Origin of the sequence: Rhodococcus sp. F64268 (assembly GCF_023015605.1) — a bacterium.
Classification (GTDB): Bacteria; Actinomycetota; Actinomycetes; order Mycobacteriales; family Mycobacteriaceae; genus Rhodococcus.
Map to the genome: position 1 here is coordinate 824,842 of NZ_JALKAI010000001.1, position 22,948 is coordinate 847,789.

The 22,948-nt window shown below is 66.7% G+C and carries 21 protein-coding genes and 1 pseudogene; 14 read left to right on the top strand and 8 right to left on the bottom strand.

The features are described from left to right. Positions 1-17: 17 nt before the first annotated feature. From MWU77_RS03945 to MWU77_RS03955, 3 genes are all read right to left on the bottom strand, one after another. The gene (locus MWU77_RS03945) at positions 18-539 is read right to left on the bottom strand and encodes a DUF664 domain-containing protein (protein WP_247272980.1); all 522 of its coding nucleotides are present in this window, start codon (positions 537-539) and stop codon (positions 18-20) included. Next, positions 536-2,437, bottom strand: a complete 1,902-nt coding sequence (locus MWU77_RS03950) for an ABC transporter ATP-binding protein (RefSeq protein WP_247272981.1) — start codon at positions 2,435-2,437, stop codon at positions 536-538. Before MWU77_RS03950 ends, MWU77_RS03945 begins: the two co-directional genes overlap by 4 nt. A gap of 200 nt (positions 2,438-2,637) precedes the next feature. Next, a complete protein-coding gene (locus MWU77_RS03955) occupies positions 2,638-3,216 on the bottom strand; it encodes a hypothetical protein (RefSeq protein ID WP_247272982.1) in 579 nt (192 codons plus the stop codon). Between the two features lie 124 nt (positions 3,217-3,340). Here MWU77_RS03955 and MWU77_RS03960 point away from each other — a divergent pair, with 124 nt between their 5' ends. The 3 genes from MWU77_RS03960 to MWU77_RS03970 are packed head-to-tail and all read left to right on the top strand — an operon-like array spanning position 3,341 to position 5,471. Then, on the top strand, positions 3,341-4,072 hold the full coding sequence (locus MWU77_RS03960; protein WP_169687561.1) for an ABC transporter ATP-binding protein: 732 nt from the start codon (positions 3,341-3,343) through the stop codon (positions 4,070-4,072). Positions 4,073-4,074: 2 nt separating this feature from the next. Then, positions 4,075-4,830: an ABC transporter permease gene (locus MWU77_RS03965; protein ID WP_247272983.1), complete on the top strand. Its 756-nt coding sequence runs from the start codon at positions 4,075-4,077 to the stop codon at positions 4,828-4,830. Beyond that, positions 4,827-5,471, top strand: a complete 645-nt coding sequence (locus MWU77_RS03970; RefSeq protein WP_169687559.1) for a TetR family transcriptional regulator — start codon at positions 4,827-4,829, stop codon at positions 5,469-5,471. The genes MWU77_RS03965 and MWU77_RS03970 overlap by 4 nt, the downstream gene beginning before the upstream one ends. On the opposite strand, the gene MWU77_RS03975 is transcribed toward MWU77_RS03970, so the two are convergent. After that, positions 5,450-6,175: an SDR family NAD(P)-dependent oxidoreductase gene (locus tag MWU77_RS03975; protein WP_247272984.1), complete on the bottom strand. Its 726-nt coding sequence runs from the start codon at positions 6,173-6,175 to the stop codon at positions 5,450-5,452. The two genes, MWU77_RS03970 and MWU77_RS03975, sit on opposite strands and share 22 nt — an antisense overlap. Positions 6,176-6,277: 102 nt before the next feature. Between MWU77_RS03975 and MWU77_RS03980 the strand changes: the two genes are divergently transcribed. Continuing rightward, positions 6,278-7,153 carry a helix-turn-helix domain-containing protein gene (locus tag MWU77_RS03980; protein WP_240959036.1) on the top strand — a complete coding sequence of 292 codons (876 nt, stop codon included), beginning with the start codon at positions 6,278-6,280 and terminating at the stop codon, positions 7,151-7,153. 49 nt (positions 7,154-7,202) lie between these two features. Here MWU77_RS03980 and MWU77_RS03985 read toward each other — a convergent pair whose 3' ends face one another. Both MWU77_RS03985 and MWU77_RS03990 read right to left on the bottom strand, forming a co-directional pair. Beyond that, complete coding sequence (locus MWU77_RS03985) at positions 7,203-7,973, bottom strand: deoxyribonuclease IV (RefSeq protein ID WP_169687557.1); 771 nt, start codon at positions 7,971-7,973, stop codon at positions 7,203-7,205. Between the two features lie 39 nt (positions 7,974-8,012). Next, entirely contained in the window at positions 8,013-8,633 is a 621-nt protein-coding gene (locus MWU77_RS03990) for a hypothetical protein (protein ID WP_247272985.1), read from the bottom strand. A 235-nt stretch (positions 8,634-8,868) separates the two neighbouring features. Here MWU77_RS03990 and MWU77_RS03995 point away from each other — a divergent pair, with 235 nt between their 5' ends. From MWU77_RS03995 to MWU77_RS04025, 7 genes and pseudogenes are all read left to right on the top strand, one after another. Then, positions 8,869-9,630, top strand: coding sequence for an SDR family NAD(P)-dependent oxidoreductase (locus MWU77_RS03995; protein WP_247272986.1), 762 nt, complete (start codon positions 8,869-8,871; stop codon positions 9,628-9,630). A 79-nt stretch (positions 9,631-9,709) separates the two neighbouring features. Next, positions 9,710-10,471, top strand: a complete 762-nt coding sequence (locus tag MWU77_RS04000) for an ABC transporter ATP-binding protein (RefSeq protein WP_169687554.1) — start codon at positions 9,710-9,712, stop codon at positions 10,469-10,471. Between the two features lie 12 nt (positions 10,472-10,483). Beyond that, on the top strand, positions 10,484-13,012 hold the full coding sequence (locus tag MWU77_RS04005) for an ABC transporter permease (protein WP_247272987.1): 2,529 nt from the start codon (positions 10,484-10,486) through the stop codon (positions 13,010-13,012). 115 nt (positions 13,013-13,127) lie between these two features. Then, positions 13,128-14,741: an alpha/beta hydrolase gene (locus tag MWU77_RS04010; RefSeq protein WP_247272988.1), complete on the top strand. Its 1,614-nt coding sequence runs from the start codon at positions 13,128-13,130 to the stop codon at positions 14,739-14,741. Beyond that, positions 14,738-15,226 carry an LppA family lipoprotein gene (locus tag MWU77_RS04015; protein WP_169687551.1) on the top strand — a complete coding sequence of 163 codons (489 nt, stop codon included), beginning with the start codon at positions 14,738-14,740 and terminating at the stop codon, positions 15,224-15,226. Before MWU77_RS04010 ends, MWU77_RS04015 begins: the two co-directional genes overlap by 4 nt. A 59-nt stretch (positions 15,227-15,285) precedes the next feature. After that, on the top strand, positions 15,286-16,395 hold the full coding sequence (locus tag MWU77_RS04020; RefSeq protein ID WP_247272989.1) for a hypothetical protein: 1,110 nt from the start codon (positions 15,286-15,288) through the stop codon (positions 16,393-16,395). 57 nt (positions 16,396-16,452) lie between these two features. Then, positions 16,453-17,415 (top strand): annotated as a pseudogene (locus MWU77_RS04025) (MsnO8 family LLM class oxidoreductase); the annotation flags it as partial. On the opposite strand, the gene MWU77_RS04030 reads toward MWU77_RS04025, so the two are convergent. Continuing rightward, entirely contained in the window at positions 17,385-18,380 is a 996-nt protein-coding gene (locus tag MWU77_RS04030) for a glycerate kinase (protein ID WP_308198762.1), read from the bottom strand. The pseudogene MWU77_RS04025 and the gene MWU77_RS04030 overlap by 31 nt on opposite strands. Continuing rightward, positions 18,377-19,285 (bottom strand): hydroxymethylglutaryl-CoA lyase, encoded by a 909-nt coding sequence (locus tag MWU77_RS04035; protein ID WP_247273059.1) that lies wholly within the window; start codon positions 19,283-19,285, stop codon positions 18,377-18,379. The genes MWU77_RS04030 and MWU77_RS04035 overlap by 4 nt, the downstream gene beginning before the upstream one ends. 181 nt (positions 19,286-19,466) lie before the next feature. Here MWU77_RS04035 and MWU77_RS04040 point away from each other — a divergent pair, with 181 nt between their 5' ends. From MWU77_RS04040 to MWU77_RS04050, 3 genes are all read left to right on the top strand, one after another. Beyond that, entirely contained in the window at positions 19,467-19,679 is a 213-nt protein-coding gene (locus tag MWU77_RS04040) for a hypothetical protein (protein ID WP_169687549.1), read from the top strand. A gap of 179 nt (positions 19,680-19,858) precedes the next feature. Next, complete coding sequence (locus MWU77_RS04045) at positions 19,859-21,964, top strand: hypothetical protein (RefSeq protein WP_247272991.1); 2,106 nt, start codon at positions 19,859-19,861, stop codon at positions 21,962-21,964. Between the two features lie 51 nt (positions 21,965-22,015). After that, positions 22,016-22,948: a hypothetical protein gene (locus MWU77_RS04050; RefSeq protein ID WP_247272992.1), complete on the top strand. Its 933-nt coding sequence runs from the start codon at positions 22,016-22,018 to the stop codon at positions 22,946-22,948.

Genomic DNA, 22,948 nt, shown 5'->3' on the forward strand with positions numbered 1-22,948 from the left:
CGCTCACAGAGAATCGATCACGGCGCCTCCGCCAGCACATCGGCGGTGGCGCCGTCGATCGATTCCCGAATGATGTCGGCATGACCTGCGTGCCTGGCCCACTCTTCGATCTGATGTAGCACCAGGAATCGCACGGTGAACGGCACGCCCTGATCGAGCCAGACCGCAGCCCCCGCCGGAATCGCGACGATGCGGTCGAGGTCGGACTCCGCGCGCAGCCTTTCGGCGAAACGGTCGGCGGTGGCGTCGAGGCGGGCCACCTGGCCGGCGACGGATTCGTCGTCGTCGACCTTCCATCCGGCCATCCACGCTTCGACCGGATCGGTGGTGCGGTTCTGCTCACCGGAGATCCGGTCGATGGTGGCCTCGAGTCCGTCGATCAGATGATTCAGCAACGATGCCAGGCTCATCTTCGATGCACTCGGGATGTCGCGTGCCTGGTCGGCGGTCAGCCCGGACAACGATCCACGAAGTCCGGCGAACTGGTTTCCGAGGATTGTCAGCAGCAGTTCGGCTTCTCGTTCGGTCTGTGTCGTCATGGGTGAAGTATCGGCGCATTCGCGGACACCTTCGGTCCGGAATCTGCGAACTGGGTTCGATACAGTTCGGCGTAGCGTCCCCCGGCGGCGAGCAACTCCTGGTGCCTACCGCGTTCGACGATGCGGCCCGCCTCGACCACGAGAATCTCATCGGCCGCCCGGATCGTCGACAAGCGATGAGCGATCACGACCGATGTACGACCCGCGAGTGCCTCGGTGAGTGCTTCCTGCACAGCAGCTTCGGACGTCGAATCCAGATGCGCGGTCGCCTCGTCCAGGATCACCACACGCGGCCTAGCCAGCAGCAGACGGGCAATGGTCAGTCGCTGACGTTCACCACCGGAGAGGCGGTAGCCGCGTTCCCCCACGACCGTGTCGAGACCATTCGGCAGGCTTCGGATCAGTTCGTCGAGCCGCGCGCGGCGCAGAACGTCCCACACCTGCTCTTCTGTGGCCTCGGGGCGGGCCAGCAGCAGATTCCCGCGTACCGTGTCGTGGAACAGGTGGCCGTCCTGGGTGACGAGGCCGACCGTGTCCCGGAGAGAATCCGCCGTCAACGTGCGCACGTCTGTGTCGCTGAGCAGCACAGCCCCCGAATCGATGTCGTACAACCTCGGAATCAATTGCGCGATGGTGGATTTCCCCGCCCCGGAGGATCCGACGAGCGCGACCATCTCGCCCGGCTCGACGCGGAACGACACGTCGTGCAACACCGTCTCACCGCCGCGCGAGTCGAGCACCGCGACCTCTTCGAGCGACGCGAGTGACACCTTGTCGGCCGAGGGATAGGCGAACCCGACGTCGCGCAACTCCACTGAGACAGGGCCGTCCGGAACCGGCTTCGCGTCGGGGATCTCGCGGATCAGAGGGGTCAGGTCCAGGATTTCGAAGACGCGCTCGAAGCTCACCAGTGCACTCATCACGTCCATTCGCGCGCTCGCCAGTGCGGTCAGCGGGGCATACAGGCGAGTGAGCAACATGGCCATTGCCACGACCGAACCCGGATCGAGCTGCCCGCGTAGCGCGTAGAAACCGCCGAGCCCGTAGACCAAAGCGAGCGCGAGAGCGGAGACGAGAGTCAGGGCGGTCACGAACACGGTCTGGAGCATCGCGGTGCGAACCCCGATGTTGCGTACCCGTCGGGCGCGCACCGCGAACTCGGATGATTCGTGGGCGGGACGTCCGAACAGCTTGACCAGCGTGGCGCCCGGCGCCGAGAACCGCTCGGTCATCTGTGTGTTCATCACCGAGTTGTGGTTGGCCGCTTCGCGGCTCAGTTGCGCGAGCCGCGCCCCCATCGTGCGTGCGGGAATGATGAAGATCGGCAGCAACAGTAGTGCGAGCAGGGTGATCTGCCACGAGATGCCGAACATGACGACAAGGGTGATCACCAGTGTGACGATGTTTCCCGCCACACCGGACAGCGTGTCGCTGAATGCACGCTGCGCGCCGATCACGTCGTTGTTCAGCCGCGACACGAGCGCGCCGGTGCGAGTGCGGGTGAAGAACGCGATAGGCATGCGTTGCACATGATCGAAGACCGTTGTGCGCAGGTCGAGAATCAGATCTTCACCGATGCTGGACGACAGCCAACGATTCGCGATACCCAATCCGGCCTCGACCAGCGCGATCGCCGCGATGACGATCGCCAGCCATACGATCACCGACAATGCGGCATTGTCGACGATCGCGTCGACCACGCGTCCCGCGAGAACCGGTGTCGCGACACCCAGTGCCGCGATGAGCACACTCAGAATCAGGTACGCAGAGATGTTGCGTCGGTGTGGTCGCGCGAACGCGCCGATTCTGCGCATCGTGGCGCGCGAGAACGGGCGCCGATCGCTCTCGGCATGCATCGCGTTGTACATCGCGTTCCACGCCGTGACTTCCATGCTCATGAGTGAATCCTCCTCGGGTCGCGCTCGACGTTAGAACCTCGAGCGCGCTCGAGGTCAAGCGTATGCGCACGTCCTGACAGAGGATCCTGCACAGAATCGCGGGAGAAGCAGAACAACGTCGTCCGCTGGACCCGAATGCGACCGCGGAGGCCATTTCGCGGCGATGGACCCGAGCTCCTCGTCGGGGACCTCCGTGAAGCTCAGTTCGCTACGTCGATCACCAGGCGGGTGGGTTCGGTGAGGGCGGTGACCGAGAACGGGGTGTCTGCGGCGGCCACCCCGATGAACGACTGTGTCACGCCCTCGAAGACACCCGATCCGTTGACCTCGACGACGGATCCTCCCGACGGTCCGAGCACCGGATTGGGACCCGAATACGGTTCGACACCGCTGTCGAACGGATACGCCGAACCGTCGATGAGAACCTGAATCACGGCGCTGCCCGCGAGGGGGATCTCGTTACCGCTGCCGTCCTGCACCGCCTGGTCGACGTAGCCGACACGCCAGCCCGGAGTGCCCTGCCCACCCATTTCGTACACGACACGGTCGAAGCCTTCATGCCGGCCGGTGCGGATATCGGTGACGGTGAGTTTCGCGCCGTCGCCTGCAGGGGAGATCTTGTCTGCCGTGTCGGTGGGGATCGTCGACGGAGCATCCGGTGCGTCGACCTCGGTCTCGATGGACACGGCAGGTTCGGGCGCGGGGTCTCCGTTGGCAGTGCACCCCGCGAGAACCAACGCGGCGGCGGTGACGGCGAGGGCGTGACGGGTGCGAAGCATGCGACTCATGATACGGCGTGACATCGCCGGATCGGGGGAGGCGCGGTCAGGCCTTGACGCGGCCGGATGTGAGTCGCACACTGCGACACACGATGATTTCAACACTCGGTGAATTGAGTGGACCATGAATGACACTTCCCCCTCCCCCGCCATCGACATCCGTGACCTGCACGTCCGGCGCGGCACCCACCGGGCACTCGAAGACGTGAATGTGAAGATCGCGCGCGGCTCGATCACCGGGTTGCTCGGACCGTCCGGTTGCGGAAAGACGACCCTGATGCGTTCGATAGTCGGCACTCAGATCGTCGAATCCGGCAGTGTCACGGTGCTCGGGCGGCCTGCGGGGTCCGCGGCCCTACGCCGACGTGTCGGGTATGTCACCCAGGCGCCGAGCGTGTATCTCGATCTGTCGGTCACCGAGAATGTCTCCTACTTCGCTGCGCTCTACGGCCGGAGAGGCTCCGCCGTGGCCGACACGATCGCCGCAGTCGGTCTCACCGACCACGCACGCAATGCTGCGAGCGCTCTCTCGGGCGGTCAGCTCGGACGCCTGTCGCTCGCGTGTTCGCTCGTCGGAGCCCCCGAGCTTCTCGTACTCGACGAGCCCACCGTGGGGCTCGATCCAGTCTTGCGTGCTGAGCTGTGGGAGCACTTCCGAACTCTGGCGGCAAGTGGCACCACGCTCCTTGTCTCGAGCCACGTCATGGACGAAGCCGACCACTGCGACGAACTCGTCCTGCTCCGGGAGGGGCGGTTGATCGCGCAGCTCACCCCTGGAGAATTGCGTGATCGGACGGGGGAGTCGGGCCTCGAGAACGCCTTCCTCCATCTGATCCGAACCTCGTCGGGAGCATGATCATGAGCGCCGTCATCTACGCCGCCACCACCACCCGCATTCTTCGGCAGCTCCGATCCGACCATCGCACGGTGGCCATGATCGTGTTCGTGCCGAGTCTGCTGATGATCCTGTTGTACTTCATGTACCAGAACGCACCCGTCGGGCCGGGCGGCTTCTCGCTGTTCGATCAGATCGCCGTGACCATGCTCGGGATCCTCCCGTTCGTCGTGATGTTCCTGGTCACGTCCATTGCGATGCAACGAGAGCGAAGCTCGGGCACACTCGAGCGGCTTCTCACCACACCGTTGACGAAACTCGACCTGCTTGCCGGATACGGCAGCGCGTTCTCCCTCGCAGCGGCACTCCAGGCCGGGCTTGCATGCGCCGTGGCGTTCTGGCTGCTCGGCGTCACCAGCGCAGGGTCGGTGGCATGGGTGCTCGTGACGGCAGTGCTGGTCGCGGTACTCGGTGTGTCGCTGGGATTGCTGTGTAGCGCCTTCGCGCGCACCGAATTTCAAGCGGTGCAGTTCATGCCCGTGCTCGTGATCCCGCAGTTCCTGCTGTGCGGTCTGCTCGTCCCGCGCGATCAGCTTCCGGACTGGCTGCGCTGGATCAGCAATGTGCTCCCGCTCAGCTATGCAGTGGAAGCGCTGCAGGAGATCACCCAGTTTCCAGGGACCACCGCCGTCATGGTGCGTGACCTCATCGTTGTCGCTGCTTTCGCTGCGGCAGCCCTGGCATTCGGCGCTGCGACACTGCGTCGGCGGACGGAGTGACCACCGAATCGCCTGGCGGCCGCCGTCCGGGCCGGCGCCCCGGTAACTCGGGTGCCCGCGAGTCGATACTCGTCTCGGCGCGGGAGCTGTTCGCCTCCAACGGGTTCGACAAGACGACCGTGCGAGCAGTGGCGGCACGCGCAAGTGTGGATCCAGCGCTCGTACACCACTACTTCGGCACGAAGATGGAGCTGTTCACCGCATCCATCGCGCTGCCCGTCGATCCTCGAGATGTTCTCGCGCCGGTATACGAGACGCCAGTCGAGGAACTCGGTCGTGCACTCGCCTCCGCACTCATCGGAGTGTGGGAGTCCCCGCACCGGGACGCGGCAGTCGCGATGTTCCGCGCGCAGATCGCGGGCGGCGACAGTGGGTTGATCCGGACGTTCCTGCTCGAGGTCGCGCTCGAACCATTACTGGACAGAATCGACCGTCCCGAAGGTACAGGCAGGTTGCGCGCCGAGTTGGTGGCAACCCAGATGACGGGCGTGATGCTCGTGCGCTACATCCTCGGGTTCGAGCCGTTGGCGTCGCTACCGTCCGAGCAACTCGTCGAGATCATCGCGCCGACAGTTCAACGCTATCTCACGGGCGAGTTACCCGGCGGCGCCGGATCGGATCACCACGGCACGCATCCGTGACGGTCGATGAACATCCCCGCCGGTGAATCAGCGGTACACGCCTCGACGATCGCGTCGGTGCCTTCCTCGACCGATTGCGTGCCGGAGAAGCCGTTGAGTGCGGTGGCCGTGTAGCCGGGATCGGCAGCCACGACCCGAATATCGGGGAGCGCCTTGGCATACATCGTCGTCACCATGTTCAAGGCCGCCTTCGACGACGGATACACCAGCCCGTGCAACGTCGATTCGATCCGTGCGGGATCGGTCGTCACGGCGAACGACCCCATCCCGCTCGACACCATCACCAACCGTGGCGACGGGGACTGTCGGAGCAGCGGCAGGAATGTATGGGTCACGCGGACCGGCCCGAGGAGGTTCACACCGAACACCGGAAGGAAATCGGCGGGCACGGTGTCGGCGGGTGCAGCGACACTACCCGCGATACCGGCGTTGTTGACGAGAACATCGAGACCGGTTCCGGATTCGGACACCGCCCGGTAGGCGGCAGCGACCGAGTCGTCGCTCGTGACATCGAGTTCGACGACGCGGACATCGGAGTCGGGGTTGTCGGCTCTGATCTTCCCCGCAACATCGTGTCCGGCTTCGAGATTGCGCACGCCCATCCAGACGGGGTGTCCGGCGGCGGCAAGACGACGGCAGGTTTCGGCGCCGAGGCCTCCGGTGGCGCCGGTGACGAGGACTGTGGATGCAATGTGAGTGGTCATGTCGACCACGGTCGCCCGCTGGTTCGCGTTCTACCAGGGCCGGACGATCGTGGGATCGACCGTACTACCCATATGCCACGACAAGACGTCATGCTGGATTCCATGGCGATCAACCGCACCGAGCTGGCGGCCGTGCTGCGCCGTGCTCGCGAACTGATCACGCCGGGCGAGGTCGGTCTGCCGTCAGGTGTGCACCGTCGCACGCCCGGGTTGCGCCGCGAGGAGGTGGCGATGCTCGCGGGGATCAGTGTCGACTACGTCGTCCGGCTCGAACAGGGGCGCGGATCGGTTCCGTCAGCGCAGGTCCTCGGAGCACTGGCCAGGGCGCTACGACTCGATCTCGACGGACGCAACCAGTTGTTCCATCTGGCAGGTGTTGCGCCTCCCGGCCCGGGCGTGATCGACATGCATGTGCGGCCCAGCGTGCTGCGCCTGATCGACAGGTTCGCAGACCTGCCCGTCGTGGTGATGAGCGCGAAGGGTGATGTCCTCGCGTGGAACGCGATGGCGTCTGCGCTGCAGGGCGATTGGTCGGCGATGCCATCGCATCGTCGCAACATCAACCGACTGCGGTTTCTCCCCGATCCAGCGGATCCTCGGATGAGCACGGTCGGTGCCACCGAGGAGGAATTCGAGGCGACGGCGGAGCAGTCGGTCGCGAGTCTTCGGTCTGCGGCTGCCCGCTACCCTGACGACACAGGCCTGACCGCGCTCGTGCATGAATTACGAACCGAGTCGGCACACTTCGCCGAGTTGTGGGACAAGGGCACCGTCGGCGGGTGGCGGAACCACACGAAGACGGTGAATCATCCCGCGTTGGGCCTGATCGTTCTCGACTGCGACGCCCTGCACATCCCGGATGTCGATCAATCGGTCATCGTGTATTCGGCTGCACCCGGTACACACGCTGCGGAGTCGCTCGCGTTGCTACGGGTTCTGGGTGTTCACGAGTGGGCAGGCGATTCGGCGCGATCGTGACGGCCCGGTCGTGACAGTGGTCGGACACTGAGAGCCGGCAACGGGGCCCTCAGGACGTCTGCTCACGCAGATAGGCGATGTCGTCGGCGAGTCCGCCAGCGGGGGTCTCCAGGATCACCGGCGCGTTCGCCTTCAACGCGACCTCGGCGAGCAACTGCGGGTCGATGGTGCCGTCGGCGAGATTCGCGTGGCGGTCGCGGGCGGAATCGAACTCGTCGCGAGAGTTGTTCAGATGCACGAGATCGATGCGACCGATCAGTGCCCGCACTCGCTCGACGGCGTCGACGAGATCCTCACCTGCCGCCCACGCGTGGCAGGTGTCGAGGCAGAACCCGACGTCGTAGTCGCCGATCGCATCCCACAGCCGGCCGATCGCGTCGATGTAGCGGGCCATCGCGAAATCCCCGCCCGCGGTGTTCTCGACGAGGATCGGCACAGCGAACCCGCCTTTGTCTTCCTGCCTCTCGAACAGTTTGCGCCAGTTCTGCACACCGGAGGCCACGCTCTCACCGTCGCGGACGTGCCCGCCGTGCACCACGAGGCCGAACGCGCCGATCTTCGCTGAGGCATCGGCGTGCTCGGCGACGGCTTTCCGCGACGGCATACGAAGCCTGTTGTTCAGACTCGCCACGTTGATGACGTACGGCGAGTGCACCACGACGTCGATCTCGGACGCGAGTATCTGCTCGGTACGAGGATGCTCACCCGGCGTATGCCATTTCTGCGGGTCCGACAGAAACATCTGCACCAGATCCGCGCCGAGCCGTTCGCCCTGACCGATGGGATCGTCGTCCTGCCGGACATGAGCGCCTATCCGCATGCCGTCCAGATTAGCCCCGCGAGGCGGTACTCCGAGTGATTACGCCTCAGGCTTCCCGACCGGGATGTCGGCGCCCAGATCGCCCGCGTCACCTTCGTGACCGCACGTGCAGCCCTCACCGCAGCCGCCGCCCCCACACGGTCCGGCATACGCGGTGTCGTCGGCATCGCAGTCGAGGACACCGCCGAATCGCGCTGCGAAGTCGTCGTCGAGTTCGTGTGTGAGGTCGTGGATCTCGTCGATCAGATTGATCAGATGCTGCGGCGCGAAAGGATCTGCGTCGAGAATCGTCGAGACGAGCAGGTGCCCGTCCTGGATGGTGAAACGCAGGCGAGCCCACTCGCTCGACAGATCGGCCAGCTGATCGGCGGCCTTGGAACGGTCGGCGAGCTCACCGAGCAGCGACGACCAGATGTGCAGCTGCGGGCCGTCCTCCGCGACCGTCACGTACACACCGAACCCGTGGACGGGAATCGCGATGTCGCCGTCTTCGTCGGTCTCCGGTGCGCTGCCGAGCAGTTCGGCGAGCGCGCGGATCGCCAGGTCGCGGAGCTGCGTGTACTCCTCGGTTGCGACCGCCAGCGCGCCGTCGATGCGGAGTGGTTCGGCGGGGAGGGACTCGGGAGCCGTGGTGTCCTGGCCGTGGTTGTGCTCGTTCATGCTGCCCTCGCTTGTGGTGCCTGCGGTCCGGGTATCGGCTGGAAGCCTAGCCGGTGTGGCCACTGCGTAGCCTTCCCCCAGTAGTCCGGCTTTCCGTTGCCTCACGACCCACGGCATGCCGGGCAATGGGAGGAAGGTTCCGTACCAGTGCGGTGTTCCGGTGAGCAGGACCGGCGGACGCCCGCAAGCTGTGAGGTCTGCTTCCATGCGGGGACCGAGACAGGGAGGTCGCCGCATGGGCACATTGGATGGCAAGGTCGCGTTCATCACCGGAGCAGGTCAAGGTGTCGGGCAGGGCGTCGCGTTTACGCTGGCGCGTGAGGGAGCCGCGATCGCGGTGACAGGTCGTACGGAATCGAAACTCGTCGACACTGTCGAGCAGATCCGCGGGTTCGGGGGTGTAGCCGAACCGATCGCCTGCGACATCTCCGATACCGAGCAGATCACCGCCGCGGTGGAGCAGACCGTGGAGCGGCTCGGGGGAGTGGACATCCTCGTCAACAATGCGAGCCTGAACCCGCTCGGGCCGGTCCTCGACCTAACACCCGAACTGATGACGAAGGCCTACGCGTCCGGGCCCATCGCGTCGCTCCACGCGATGCAGACCGTGTATCCGATCATGAAGCAGCGCGGCGGCGGCTCGATCGTCAACATGGTGTCGTCGGCCGCGGTGCGGTGGGACATGAGCGGCTACGGGGGGTACGCCTCGGTCAAGGAAGCACTGCGCAGCCTGACGCGGGCCGCCGCCGCCGAGTGGGGTGTCGACGGCATCCGGGTCAACGCGGTCGCGCCGCACGCCATGTCGCCCGGGTTGCAGTGGTGGACCGAGAATCGCCCCGAGGAAGCCGCTGCGTTCGTCAAGAGCATCCCGTTGCGTCGCATCGGCGATTGCGAGGAGGACATCGGGCGGGCCATCGCATGGATAGTCGGCGACGACGCCCGCTATCTCACCGGCGCCACCGTCCCCCTCGACGGCGGCCAGGCACGCTGGAGCTGACCATCCCTGATGGGCGCCGACCGTAAATCAGGGGAGTCCCCGATGGTGCGTCGACGCATCAGCGGGAAAGATGGTGCGCATGCCATCGCATTCGGCCCCCGCTGCCCGAGCCCAGGACCTGAAGAAGATCTACGGAACAGGTGAAACCGCTGTTCACGCCCTCGACGGTGTGACCGAGGATTTCGCTGCCGGTGAGTTCACCGCGATCATGGGCCCGTCCGGATCCGGCAAATCCACTTTGATGCACTGTCTCGCCGGACTCGACAGTGCGACGTCCGGCGCGGTGCTCATCGGCGACACCGACCTCACGACGCTCTCCGACAAGGCAATGACGCAGTTGCGTCGCGACCGCATCGGCTTCGTCTTCCAGGCGTTCAACCTCGTGCCCACCCTCACCGCGCTCGAGAACATCACGCTGCCGCTCGACATCGCAGGCCGCAAGGTGGACCGCGAATGGCTCGACACCGTCGTCGGCAGGCTCGGGCTCGGGGACCGTCTCGACCACAAGCCCGGCGAACTGTCCGGCGGTCAGCAGCAGCGTGTCGCGTGTGCGCGTGCGCTGGCAGGCAGGCCGGAGATCATCTTCGGCGACGAGCCCACCGGCAACCTCGACTCGCACTCGTCCGGCGAAGTGTTGTCGATCCTGCGTGCCGCGGTCGACGAGTTCGAGCAGACCGTCGTGATCGTCACGCACGATCCGCGGGCAGCCGGATACGCCGACCGCGTCGTATTCCTGTCCGACGGCCGCATCGTCGACGAGATGCGCGACCCGACCGCAGAATCGGTACTCGACCGCATGAAGCAGTTCGATACCGCCGCCACCGCCCGCGCAGCGAAGTAGGAGCCGGCGACCATGAGTGGGAATCCCATCCGCAAGGTTGCGCTGCGCAACCTGGCCGCGCACAAGGTGCGACTTGCCCTGACGGTGCTGTCGGTGGTGCTCGGCACCGCCTTCATCACCGGGTCGTTCGTGTTCACCGACACCCTCCAGCGCACATTCGACGACATCTTCGGTGATGTCGCCAAGGGCGTCGACGTCCGTGTCAGCAGCGAAGAGTTCGGTTCGAGTGGCGTCCCCGTCGACGACATCGGCCGGGTGGACGCGCTCGCCGGTGTCGAACGCACGGCGCCGACGATCAGCGGCGGGCTCATCGTGCTCGGCTCCGACGGCGCCGCGATCCAGACCGGTGGCGCACCGGCAGAAGGCTCCGCGTGGTTCCCACCCGAGGAAACGGTCGGCGAACCCTTGCAGTTCACCGAAGGCGCCCCGCCCACCGAAGTCGGGCAGATCGCGCTCAACACGAGCGCGGCCGAACGCGGCGACCTGGCCATCGGTGACGCGACGAAGGTCCTGACCATGTCTCAGGGCATGGTTCCCGTCACGGTGAGCGGAATCTACGACCTCGACACCGACACAGGTGGATACATCGGTGCGCTGTTCACCGAGCAGCAGGCGAGCCAGTTGTTCACCGACGGCAAGCACGTCCAGTTCCTCGACGTCGTCGGCGACGGTTCGATGAGTCCGGAAGCGCTGCGTGACGAGGTCGCTGCCGCGTTGCCCGACATGAAGGTGCAGACCGGCGCCGAAGTCACCGAGGAAACCCAGGATCAGGTGTCGGAAGCATTGAGCTTCCTCAACTACTTCCTGCTCGCGTTCGGCGCCATCGCACTGCTCGTCGGCACGTTCATCATCTACAACACGTTCTCGATGATCGTGGCCCAGCGACTGCGTGAACTCGCTTTGCTGCGTGCCATCGGCGCGAGCCGTAAACAGGTCGGGCGGTCGGTCACTCTCGAAGCGCTCGTCGTCGGTGTCATCGGCAGCGCGATCGGGATCGCGGCCGGTGTCGCGCTCGCGTACGGACTCCGCGCAGCGCTCAATGCCGCGGATCTCGGGCTCCCGTCCGGTCCGCTGCAATTGTCGCCGCGCACCGTGATCGTCGCGCTGCTCGTGGGTGTCATCGTCACTGTCGTCAGTGCCTACGCGCCGGCGCGACGTGCCATGCACGTGCCGCCGGTTGCTGCGATGCGCGAGGAATCCACCGCATCCGTGGAGTCTCTGAAGATCCGCACGATCGCCGGTGTGGTCGCCGCTGTTGCAGGTGCCGTGCTCGTCGCGGTCGGCTCGCAACGCACCGGAGGCGGCGCCGCCGCAACTGTCGGTCTGGGTGCGTTCGCGCTCATCCTCGCCGTACTGTTCGCGGCACCCGCCTTGTCGCGACCCGTCGTGAAGGTTCTCGGTGCGGTGTTCGCGCGGCCCTTCGGGGCGGTCGGGCGCTTGGCCCGTACCAACGCGACCCGGAACCCACGTCGAACCGCAGCGACTGCCTTCGCCCTGACACTCGGCCTGATGCTCGTGTCCGTCATCGGTGTGTTCGGCTCGTCCGCGAAGGCCAGCGTCGACGCGCTCGTCGACACCGGCGTCAAATCCGAGTTCGTGCTCACCGGGCCACCGATGTTCGGACTGCCGATCGCGGCCGAGGACGCCGCCCGCGGTGTCGACGGGGTCGTGGAAGTGGTGTCCTCGCACGGCGTGCAAGCGACGATCGACGATGAACCGGCGTACGGGGCAGCGGTGACGGGTGGGTCCATACAGGACGTCCTCACACTGGAGATGAAGGAGGGCACCGACGCCGTCACGGGCGACCAGATGCTCGTGTCGGAGAGCGCCGCCGCGGACAACGGCTGGCAGCTCGGAACCACGGTGCCGCTCACGAGCAAGGACGGCGAGACGGTCGATACCAGCGTCGTCGGGATCTATGCGGACAATCAGCTCATCGGTCCGTGGATAGTCTCGACGGAGCTGTACGAACAGTTCACCCCGGTGGCGTCGCGATCGGCGCAGGTCGTGCTCGTCAACACCGCAGCCGGAGCCGATCCGGAGTCGATCCGGACGGGACTCGAGGACGCCACCAAGGACCTCGTCATCGTCCAGGTGATGGACCGCGAGCAGTTCAAGGGGCAACAGGCCCAGCAGATCGACATGCTCCTCGCGATCCTCTACGGACTGCTCGCACTCGCCGTCGTCATCGCGATCCTCGGCATCGTCAACACGCTCGCGTTGTCGGTCGTCGAGAGGCGACGCGAGATCGGCATGCTGCGCGCTGTCGGGATGCAACGTGCACAGGTCAGACGCACCATTTACATCGAGTCGTTGCTCATTGCAGTATTCGGCGCGGTCGTCGGTCTCGTGCTGGGTCTGGTATTCGGCTGGGCATTCGTGAGCACCCTCGCCGATCAGGGACTCGACCGGATCTCGGTGCCGTGGGGCCAGGTCGTGGGCATGCTCATCGGTTCCGGCGTGGTCGGGGTGATGGCCGCGCTGTGGCCTGGGCACCGAGCCGCGAAGACGCCGCCGCTGGAGGCCATCGCCGACCTGTAGCGACAGGTTGTCCACAGGCAACCGATTCATCCACAGATACCGACCCGGGGACCCCTCCCCGGGTCGGTAGTCGTCTGTGCCTCCTATGCTTTCGCAGCAGGGGGGTGGAAACGACATGAATCTGCGCGATCTGGCAGGGTGGGATCCGGACGCATTGGAAAGTCTCGGAACCCACCTCGGCGAGCGTGCCGGGGAACTGGACCGCATCGCCGGTGATATCGGCCGAGCCATCACGTCCGGGGGTGCCTGGACCGGCGACGCCGCGGACGCCGCGGTGATCTCATCACAGTTGCTCATCGATGCGGTTGGCGTTCAGGCTGATTCGTACCGCCGAGTGATTGCGTGCGCAGCCTGGGTGGTTCCGCAACTGCGCGTTCTGCATGCCGAACTCGCCGCGGCATACGCCTGGGCGGACGAACGCGGCCTCGTCATCGGAACAGACGGTGCACTCACCGAGGTGTCAGGTCCTGCCGGAGTTGCACCCGACGCAGACCGCAATGCATTACGGGCGAAACTCGATGCCCTGCTTCGTCGCGCGGAAGACCTCGCCGATGAAGCGGCATCGATGCTCTCGCGCGTCTTCTCGGACGAGGACTCGGCACCCGCAACGGAATTCGTCGATATCTCGACAAGATTCCCCGAGATCGGGCCTGTGCCCGGTCCCGGAACCGATCCGGAACAGGTCGCCGCCTGGTGGAACGGTCTCACCCCCTCCGAGCGCGCCGTGCTGCTCACCGAATACCCGGAACGGATCGGCGGTCTCGACGGAGTATCGGCCGAAGTCCGCGACCTCGCGAACCGTGCCCTGCTCGGAATCGAACGTGAACGATTGACAGGCGTTGCCCTGAAACTTCAAGACGAGCTGGCGGGCAATCTGTTCGGTGGTCTACTCTCCAACGCCGATGCGGGGCTCGAACAGACCCTGAACAAACTCGACGCACTCGATGCGATAGACCGCGCACTCACACTGGACGATCGCAGCTTGCTTGCACTCGACCTGTCCGGTCGCGAGGCGATGGCCGCGGTTGCGGTCGGCGACATCGATACCGCCGACCACATCGCAGTTTTCACCCCGGGCGCAGGATCGACCGTGCAAGGAAACCTCCACGGTTACGACCAGCAGGTGTCCGATCTGCGCGACGAAGCGCAACGAGAACTCGGGCGTGTCGACCGAGAATCCGAGTCCGTCGCAGCGGTCACCTGGATGAACTACCAGGCACCACATTTCGGTTGGGGCCTGGCATTCACCGAACGCAGTCCTGTCTCCGACCTGTCTGCGACGCTGGCCGCACCGCGCTTGGCGACGTTCCTCGACGGGCTCGACGCATCGCGCCCCGACTCGCCCCCGAACGTCACTGCGATCGGTCATTCGTACGGGGCACTCGTGACGAGTCTCGCGTTGCAGCACGGCGGGGAGGCCGACAGAGCGGTCTTCGTCGGCGCTGCCGGACTCGGTACCTCCGACGTCGACACACTCGGAATGGTCCCAGGGTCGATGTACTTGATCGAAGCGGACGAGGACCTCATCGCAGATACCGGAATCTTCGGCGGGGACCCCAGTCGAATCCCGGGTTTGACCCGTCTGTCCAGCGATGCGGGAGAAGACCCTTCGGGAGACCCGCGCACCGCTTCTGTAGGGCACAGCTCCTATCTGACGCCCGGTTCCATGAGTACCTACAACATCGCGGTCGTCGTCGCAGGCACCGCCGACGAACGGGGTGTCCGATGAGCGAGGTTCCTGTTCTCCGCGTATGCATTGCTGCGGCGGTGCTGCTGACAACGACCGGATGCGCGACAGCGAGCCCCCGCGCTGTCCCCGAGCCGGTCGCCGACGACAGCGGCGCCGCGGTCGAGTACTACCTCCAAGTCCAGCGCGACGTCATGGATGCACTCTCCGAGGAGTTCCCCGACCTCGAATTCTCCGAGAAGTACGCGCGCACCAACGCGGGGTGCACCCTCGCCGACGGCACATACGGGATGTCGGTGCATCTGCCCATTCAGGGGAGCTCGCAGCCTGTGCCCGTCGCCGATCTGCAGCGCGCCGCGGACCTGTTCGAACGCACCGCCGCCCGCGCGGGCTTCCACGGGCGCCAAGTCCTGCCGGCCGACACGGGCTTCTCGATGCGGATGTTCGCAGCCGACGGGTCCTACATCACCTTCGGCAGCTATGTGGCAGCGATCGTCGGACTGACCGTCGGGTGTTACCGGATCTGAGTGTCGAGTTCGGCTAGGCTCGTGCAGTCCGTGTCGATCTTGGCGAAGAGGCGGTGACGATGCGCCCTGTGCTCGGCGTAGCCGTCGATGACGGTGAAGTCTCCGCGGTTCTTGTCGACGCCGACGTTCCCCAGCTCGGCCCCTTCGATTCGCAGCGCTGGGCAGCCGAACCGGAAAGATCGGCGTCCGACGCCGTTGCGCGGGCCGTGACCTCGATGGCGCAGCGGGCCGAGAACGCATCGCTGACCGTCGGCACGATCGGCCTCGTCGAGTTACCGGGCGCTGCCGCCGACACCGATTCGGTCGCGAATGCCGTCCGCGCGGTGAGCGAGGCACCCGTCGAAGTGGTTCCACTCGACGCGGCACGTCTCGCATATCTGGCGGGCGCACCCGAACTCACCGGCACGCCTGTCCAGGCACTCCACACCCGTACCGGCGGTGTCGAGTCCGTGTCGATCGTCGACACCCGATCCCGGACGGTGCTCTCGTCGGTCGTGCGCGGCGACGACCCCACCGGCGTACCCGACACCCTGCCCGACACCGTGGACGAAGCGCTCGTCAGGGCCGGTGTCTCGCCGACAGCGCTGGTATTCCTCGACCTGCGCCCCGGCGACGCGGTGCCCGCCCGGGAACTCTCCACGATCCTCGGTGTTCCGTTCGTGACTCCGCACGGTGTGCAGTGGCACCGCGCGACGGGGGCCGCTCTTGTCGCCGCGCGTCGCAGTCGAGTGCAGCCCGCTCCTGCTGCGGCAGGTACGACGTCGATCCATCGAAACCTCGTCCTCCTGTTCGTCGTCGTCGCTCTCGTCGCGCTGCTCGGCGGGGGGCTGGCCCTCGCCATGGGCGGGTTCGAAGACCGGGGCGGTTCCGAGGGGCCGGGCGGGTCCGCGGAACGAAGCGAGGTGCTCGGCACCACCGACTCCGCGCCTGGAACGGACACCCCGAAACTGTGGGATCGGGACGCACCGCTCCCCGATCCCCGCAACGCGGGCACTCCGGACGATGCCGGCACTACTCGGACCCCGGCACCACCGGGCAGTGATCCGTGCGGCGCTGCGCAGCCGGCGTCGTGGCCCGCCCGCGGATCCGATCCCGCCCCGAGTCCGGCCCCGGAACCCACTCGGGAGCCGCCGCCGCCCTGCGACCCACCGGCCGACCCGGCGCCCTGACCACCGCCGGCCGGTCGCCCGGGATGATCGCTGCACAGCGGGGTGTTGGTATTCCACATGGATGTCGCGCTGTCGCTGCTGGACCGCTCCCGCACACGGGAGGGGCAGGACGACGCGTCCGCACTACGACAGACTCTGCACCGCGCGGAACTCGCTGAAGCAGCCGGATACCGACGGTTCTGGGTCGCAGAACATCATGCGGTACCGGGAGTGGCCTCCGGCGCCCCGGCCCTGCTGATCCAGGCCATCGCCGATCGGACGCGCCACATCCGGGTCGGGTCGGCCGGTGTGATGCTGCCCAACCATCAGCCGATCGTCGTCGCGGAACAATTCGCCATGCTCGAAGCCCTGCACCCCGGCCGGATCGACCTGGGTGTCGGGCGGTCCCTCGGCTTCACCGCGCCCATTCGCGAAGCCTTGCGCACAACCCGCGCCGAGCCGGACGACTTCGCCGCAGATATCGACGAACTGCGTGCCTACCTCGACGACACGGCGCCGGTATCGATCAGGCCACAGGTCGCGCAACCACCGCCGCTGTTCGTGCTCGGGACCGGCGCCGGCCTCCAGGTGGCAGCGCGCCTCGGGCTACCGGCCGTCGTCGCGGGCCCGATCCTGACGCAGGGGCCCGCACCGTTCGAACGTTATCGCGCCGACTATCGACCCAGCGCAGCAAATCCCGAGCCGTACTTGGTGATCGGCGCCGACATTCTCATAGCCGACACCGAAGCGGATGCCGTGGATCTGTTGTTGCCGGAAGGGTGGGCGATGGCGCTCTCCCGCGAGCGTGGCTACTTCCCGCCGCTGATGCAGCTCGAGTCACTGCGCGACCTCCCCGTCACCGTGCGCCGGCAGCGGATCCTCGACGACACAGCTGCCTCGGCGATCGTCGGTACCGAGGACCAGGTCGCCGAACGGATCGAGAAACTCGTCGAGGAGACAGGCGCGGCCGAGGTGCTGAGTTCGGCATCCACCTTCGACGTCGATGCGCTCTACGCGTCCGATGCGCGGCTCGCGCGACTCTTCGGTGTGGGCGGGCCGAGTGCGGCCCCCGCAGCTCGCATCGCCTCCGCATCGGAGGCAACCATCACCTCCGCGAACCGCGTCCGGTAGTCGCCGAGATCGTCACCGACCGATCCCACTACCGCGACGACGGGCACCGAACCGCTGCGCGCCAGGACGGCCGAGATGATCTTTCCTGCGCGGGATTGTCCGTCGAGTCGTCCCTCACCGACCACCACGAGGTCGGCGGTTGCGAGCGACTCGTCGAATCCCACGACGTCGAGCACATAGTCGGCACCGGGCCGCAGTGTTGCGTCGACACCCGCCCACATGCCTCCCGAGAACCCGCCGGCAGCGCCTGTCCCATCCACTCTTCGTGGATCGCGAGGCAACGCCTCGGCGGCCTCGTGCAGTCGCCTCGTCAGGAGCTCGACGGTTGCGGGATCGGCGCCCTTCTGCGGGCCGAAGACCCGTGCGGCGTCGGTGTATCGGGTGGTGACATCCGTGAGTACGACGACGGAGGCGGAGTCGAGTCCACCGGCGTCGTCGATCGCGGCGAGCGCCCCGAGGCCACCGTCGGTGGTGGCAGATCCACCCGCGGCCACGACGATCTGTCGCGCGCCGCGCTTCGCCGCCGCGGCCATGATCATCCCGGTGCCGTACGTGTCTGCCGTAACGGCATCGCGAACACCGTTGTGCTCGGTGGTGATTCCACTGACCGTGGCGAGTTCGACGATGGCGGTGCCGTCGGAGGACAGACCGAAGAATCCGTGGCACGGCACCCGCCACGGGTTGACTGCGTCGACGACGACACGTTCGAGACCGAGCGGAACCGTGAGGACGTCGAGGGTTCCCTCACCGCCGTCGGCGAGGGGCATGCAGACCGTCTCGTGGCCTGCGGATACCGCTCCCGCGGCGATCGAGTCGGCCACCTCGGCAGCGGTGTAGGTGCCCTTGAAGCTGTCGGGTGCGATCAGGATCTTCACGCGCGGACGACCCACTCGAACGCCTCGGCCTCCGACCGCGCACCCTGCCGGGCCCGGGACCGATTGGGTTCGTCCAGTTCGGCGACGATGTTCTCGCCGAGCCGGACGATATCTGCGAACACCTCCGGTGAGAGCCACGACGGGCGGGTCGCGAAGAGCAGATCCTCGCTCGCGGTGTTGCCGCTTGCTCCGGGCGCGAACGGGCAACCGCCGAGTCCTCCCAGTGCCCCGTCGACGACGCTCGCACCCGCTTCGGCAGCGGCGAGGCTGTTCGCGACGCCCAGGCCCCACGTGTCGTGGCCGTGGTAGACGATCCGACGGTCCGGCGACTCCGCGCGGATACGCGAGACGAGCGCGCTGACCTGCTGCGGGACGGCTTGGCCGAGAGTGTCCGCGACCACGATGTCGGCTGAGCCGTCGGCCCGCGGGTCGCACGCGATCTCGAGGACGCGGTCGGGGTCGATGGGCCCGTCGAAGGGGCAGGTGAACGATGTCGCCAGACAAAGCTGGATGCTGCCGCCCGCGTCGTGGGCCAGTTCCACGGCGGCGGGCATCGCCGCGAGGCTGTCTTCGGTGTCGCGGCCGATGTTCGCGCGGTTGTGGGAATCGGACACCGAGAAGCAGTACTGAAACCGTCGTGCTCCTGCAGCGAGTGCCTTCTCCACGTGGCGTGGGGTGGCCACCCAGATCCAGCAGCGGTCCAGTTCTTCCTCGGTGAGCGCCGCGACCAGCTCGAGAGTGTTCGCCATCGGCGGCACCAGATCGGCGCGTGCCAGCGACCCGATTTCGAGCTCGGGTATCCCCGCGGCGACGAGAGCGCGCACGATCTCGACCTTGCGCTGTGTCGGGAGCAGTTTGCCGGTGAGCTGCAGTCCGTCGCGCAGCGTCACATCCCGCAGGATCACATCGTGCCCGCTCGGGGGTGTATCCACGTCGTGCCTCTCATTCCTCGCCTGTCGTGCCGAGTATCCTCGCGCCGCGATTGCTACACCAATTGGGGACACACCGCCCGGGTGTTGCCGATTTTGTGACAGGTGACACTATCGTTGCGACCTGGATGGGGACTTGCCGGAAGGTATTTGAGAAATGGGAGCGTTCTTCGGGAAAGCGTTGCTGTGGTGTGCGCTGCTGGCCGGGCTGATCGGATCCGGGATCGCCGTATACGCCTTGCACGTGAACTGGGCGGTGGGCTCGCTCATCGTCGCCTCGGTCGCGGGGCTCGTGCTGTTACGTCTGCGTGCGGACGTGATGGAAGGAGAGCCCGGCGACGAAGCCCCCCACGACGCGGCGGTGACCTGACATCGACCCGGCGTCGCGGGGCACATCGCACGGGGCTCGATCACGGTTACGCGTCCGTGCGCTCGTCTGCGAGAGTGCGGTTCCGATCGGTATGCTGAGCGGTCGGGCGTCCTCACGGACGTCCCGCACGGAGGGACCCGCGACGGTTCCCGCAGGACGTCGAAGAGGAGCATCGGTTCGTGTCGCTGTGGTCACGTGCGTTCTCGGTCGAAGAACTCGACGACCGAACCTGGCTCGAGCTCATGCCCTGGCTCGATCGCTACGGCTCTGCGCGCACCGCGGCATTGACTGCGCTCGCACCGACACCGGCCTGGTGGGAATCGCAGTCACCGGCGCAGACCGCCGCCGAAACCCGGATCCCGGAGCTGTGCGCGGAGTTGTCCCGGATCTACGTCACCGACCACCCCGAACTGCGGTTCGCGGACGGGCTGATCCGCACCGTCGAGGTAGTCGTGGACGCTCTCGATCTCGGGATGTCGGCTGCGACGATCGTTGCGCGTCTACCGCATGCTCCCACCACCGCGGAGCTGTTCAGCCGCAGTCCCGCCGATCTGTTCGACGTACGCGGCGCCGACAGCGACGCAGTCTACGAAATCGTCTGCGCGGCTCTCGTACTCACGGTGCTTCGCGACCCTGCAACCCTCGTTCCCGAAGAATCGGCAGCACCTGTTCCTGCGCTTGCACTTCTCGTCGACGACCTCGCTGCCGTCGCCCGGTGGCAGACGCTGTGCGGACAGCGGGATCGACCGTTGCTCAGCGTCGGTCTCGGCGCGGGTGCTCCGGAAGAGATCCAGGAGGCGGTCGCACGCATCGGGGCGGTCGCCGCCCGAGATCTCCCGGTGGGGGTGCCTGCCGACCCGGTGGCCGAACTCGCCGACTATGTTGCGTCGTTGCCCGCCGCCGAACGCGAGACCTTGCGGCGTCGCATCCACGATGAGGGCGACGTCGATGTGTCCCAGCCGTCGACGTTCCCGTTCGGCACCGCGGCGGGTGACTTCCTGGCGGTGCTGCGCACCGACGTCCGACCGGTGGCCTCGTTCGACCGCATCGTGCGCGATCGCCCCGTGCTCGCGCAGGTGGTCCCGGGGCTCGACGCGCCGCTGTGGAAGGTCCTCGACCGGCTCGACGACCGCTGCACCGTCGCCGACGGATGGATCGCCGTGCCCGACCTCGCCGAAGCGCAGAAGCAGACCCGGGCGTTGCTCGGCGAGTTCGAATCCGCCAACGCAGTGGTGCAACCCGCAGAGGTCACAGCGATCTGGCACTTGCCCGCCGACGAGTTCGAATCGTGGTTGACGCACTGCGGAGCCACCATGTTCGACGGCCGGATTCTCACACCCCAGGACACCGTCGCCGGGCGCGCTGCGCAGATCCTCGAGGTGGTCGGCGACCCGCTCTCCGTCGAAACGCTGGTCGCCCGCATGGACGCGAACATCGATATTCACAGCGTTGTCGAAGAACTCTCCGACGACGACCGGTTCACCGTCACCGAAGACGACGGACTGTGGGGCCTACTCGAATGGGAGACCGATCCTGTCACCGCCGTCGGGAGGCGCATCGCACGACTCGTCGACGGAGCGGCCGGCTCGATCGAGCTCGACAAGGTGGCCGAAGCGCTGGTCCAGCGGTTTTCGATCTCCGATGCGTCCGCGCGGATATTCGCGGCGAGCGGGGATTTCGAAGTCGTCGACGAGTGTGTCCGCCGTCGGCGCCGCACCCATGTACCTGCACTGCCTCCGGAGCGCACCAAACGCCTGTACCGCCTGGACGAACACTGGCGACTGCGGATTCCCGTCACCCGCGACCACATGCGCGGCGCGGAGGTACCGCTTCCGTCTGCCGTCGCGGGAATCGTCGGCTGCGACCCCGGTGCCGAGAAGGTGTTGAAGTCAAGGCTCGGCCCCCAGATCCTGAGGTGGACCGGCCCGATTCCGCACCTTGCGTCGGTGCGTCGGTACCTGGACGAGATCGGTATCGACGAGTACGGCGAGCTGTTCTTCGAATTCCGCTCGGACGGCCGGTTCGACGTTCTGCCGCTGCGCACGTTCGCCTCGAATGCCGATCCGCTCCGTAAAGCGCTTGCGCTCATCGGTTACACAACGCCGGAGGTCGTGCCCGAGGAGGGCATTGCGGCGGCGTTCGCGACGGCGATCGGGCTCACCGGTGAGACGCGCCCACGCCGTATTCTCAGCGCCTACCGTGCGCGTCACGAAGCCGAGGTGGTCTCCCTGCTCGAGAGCGCGTGGGTACGGATACCCAGCGGCCAGGATCGTCCCCGGTCGTGAGGTGTGAGGCCGGGTGGTGTATCGGGGGTACCTCGTAGGACGATGGTGCACATGAACGACCTGCCGAATCCCGACTCTTCCGGCGTGATCCCTGCGGATGCGATCGTGCGTGCGCTGGCGGGTGCCATCGGATCGGTCGAAGCCGCGATCGTCCGGCTCAGAGGCGACGACGCCGACCCCGACATCGTCGAGAAGGTCCTGGCGGCCGCGGGAGCCCCCGATCTCGGTGACGTCGTCGTCCACCACAATGCGCTGATGCGTGCGATCGCGATCGCCGATCATCGTGGGTCGCTTCCCGAGGAAGAATGGTCCGTGATCGCGGAACTCGGTCCGCTGCTGTCCGTCGCGGTCCAGCGGCTCCGCGCATACGCCGTGGCACACCTCGACCGGGTCGAGGCCGAGACCCCCGTCTCGGCGCACGTCGCGTTACTGCTGGCCCTGGCCGACGAAGGTCGATTCGGGGAGGCATTGCAACTGCTCGTGCTGGTCGAGGACGCCGAGACGATGTGGCAGCGTCTGAGCATCGAACGCGCCCGTACCGCTGAGCCGGACCGGCCGAGCGAAGTGCTCGATGCCGCACGCACCTTGCTCGCCGAGCACTTCGAGCAGGACGGAGAACTGCTCCGCCGGGGCCGTCGTGCACTCGCCCGCCTCGCCGAGGGCACCCCGCTCGACGTCGTCAGGCGTTTGTCCTCGCCCCGGACCACGCGCACACTTGCCGGATTGCGAGACGACCTCGAAGACTTCCGTACTGCATGCCGTGCCGATGCGGCGGGATGGCTCGTCGACGAGGACCCTGAGATCGCCGACGCACTCGATTCGATCGACAGCCCGCTCAAATCGGTGGGCGGCGTCCTCGGCCGGGGCCTGGCGAAAGTGTCCGACGCGCGCCACCGCGGCGGAGGCGACGGCGCGGACGGTGACGACGGCGAATCCGAGAGGCCCGCCGTCGAACAGGATCAGGTGGCGGAGGCCGACACCTAG

What these genes read in the sequence shown, in the direction of transcription:
- MWU77_RS03945 (WP_247272980.1), bottom strand. Translation starts at nt 539, where the DNA reads ATGACGACACAGACCGAACGAGAAGCCGAACTGCTGCTGACAATCCTC.
- MWU77_RS03950 (WP_247272981.1), bottom strand. Translation starts at nt 2,437, where the DNA reads ATGAGCATGGAAGTCACGGCGTGGAACGCGATGTACAACGCGATGCAT.
- MWU77_RS03955 (WP_247272982.1), bottom strand. Translation starts at nt 3,216, where the DNA reads ATGCTTCGCACCCGTCACGCCCTCGCCGTCACCGCCGCCGCGTTGGTT.
- MWU77_RS03960 (WP_169687561.1), top strand. Translation starts at nt 3,341, where the DNA reads ATGAATGACACTTCCCCCTCCCCCGCCATCGACATCCGTGACCTGCAC.
- MWU77_RS03965 (WP_247272983.1), top strand. Translation starts at nt 4,075, where the DNA reads ATGAGCGCCGTCATCTACGCCGCCACCACCACCCGCATTCTTCGGCAG.
- MWU77_RS03975 (WP_247272984.1), bottom strand. Translation starts at nt 6,175, where the DNA reads ATGACCACTCACATTGCATCCACAGTCCTCGTCACCGGCGCCACCGGA.
- MWU77_RS03980 (WP_240959036.1), top strand. Translation starts at nt 6,278, where the DNA reads ATGGCGATCAACCGCACCGAGCTGGCGGCCGTGCTGCGCCGTGCTCGC.
- MWU77_RS03985 (WP_169687557.1), bottom strand. Translation starts at nt 7,973, where the DNA reads ATGCGGATAGGCGCTCATGTCCGGCAGGACGACGATCCCATCGGTCAG.
- MWU77_RS03990 (WP_247272985.1), bottom strand. Translation starts at nt 8,633, where the DNA reads ATGAACGAGCACAACCACGGCCAGGACACCACGGCTCCCGAGTCCCTC.
- MWU77_RS03995 (WP_247272986.1), top strand. Translation starts at nt 8,869, where the DNA reads ATGGGCACATTGGATGGCAAGGTCGCGTTCATCACCGGAGCAGGTCAA.
- MWU77_RS04000 (WP_169687554.1), top strand. Translation starts at nt 9,710, where the DNA reads ATGCCATCGCATTCGGCCCCCGCTGCCCGAGCCCAGGACCTGAAGAAG.
- MWU77_RS04005 (WP_247272987.1), top strand. Translation starts at nt 10,484, where the DNA reads ATGAGTGGGAATCCCATCCGCAAGGTTGCGCTGCGCAACCTGGCCGCG.
- MWU77_RS04010 (WP_247272988.1), top strand. Translation starts at nt 13,128, where the DNA reads ATGAATCTGCGCGATCTGGCAGGGTGGGATCCGGACGCATTGGAAAGT.
- MWU77_RS04015 (WP_169687551.1), top strand. Translation starts at nt 14,738, where the DNA reads ATGAGCGAGGTTCCTGTTCTCCGCGTATGCATTGCTGCGGCGGTGCTG.
- MWU77_RS04020 (WP_247272989.1), top strand. Translation starts at nt 15,286, where the DNA reads ATGCGCCCTGTGCTCGGCGTAGCCGTCGATGACGGTGAAGTCTCCGCG.
- MWU77_RS04040 (WP_169687549.1), top strand. Translation starts at nt 19,467, where the DNA reads ATGGGAGCGTTCTTCGGGAAAGCGTTGCTGTGGTGTGCGCTGCTGGCC.
- MWU77_RS04050 (WP_247272992.1), top strand. Translation starts at nt 22,016, where the DNA reads ATGAACGACCTGCCGAATCCCGACTCTTCCGGCGTGATCCCTGCGGAT.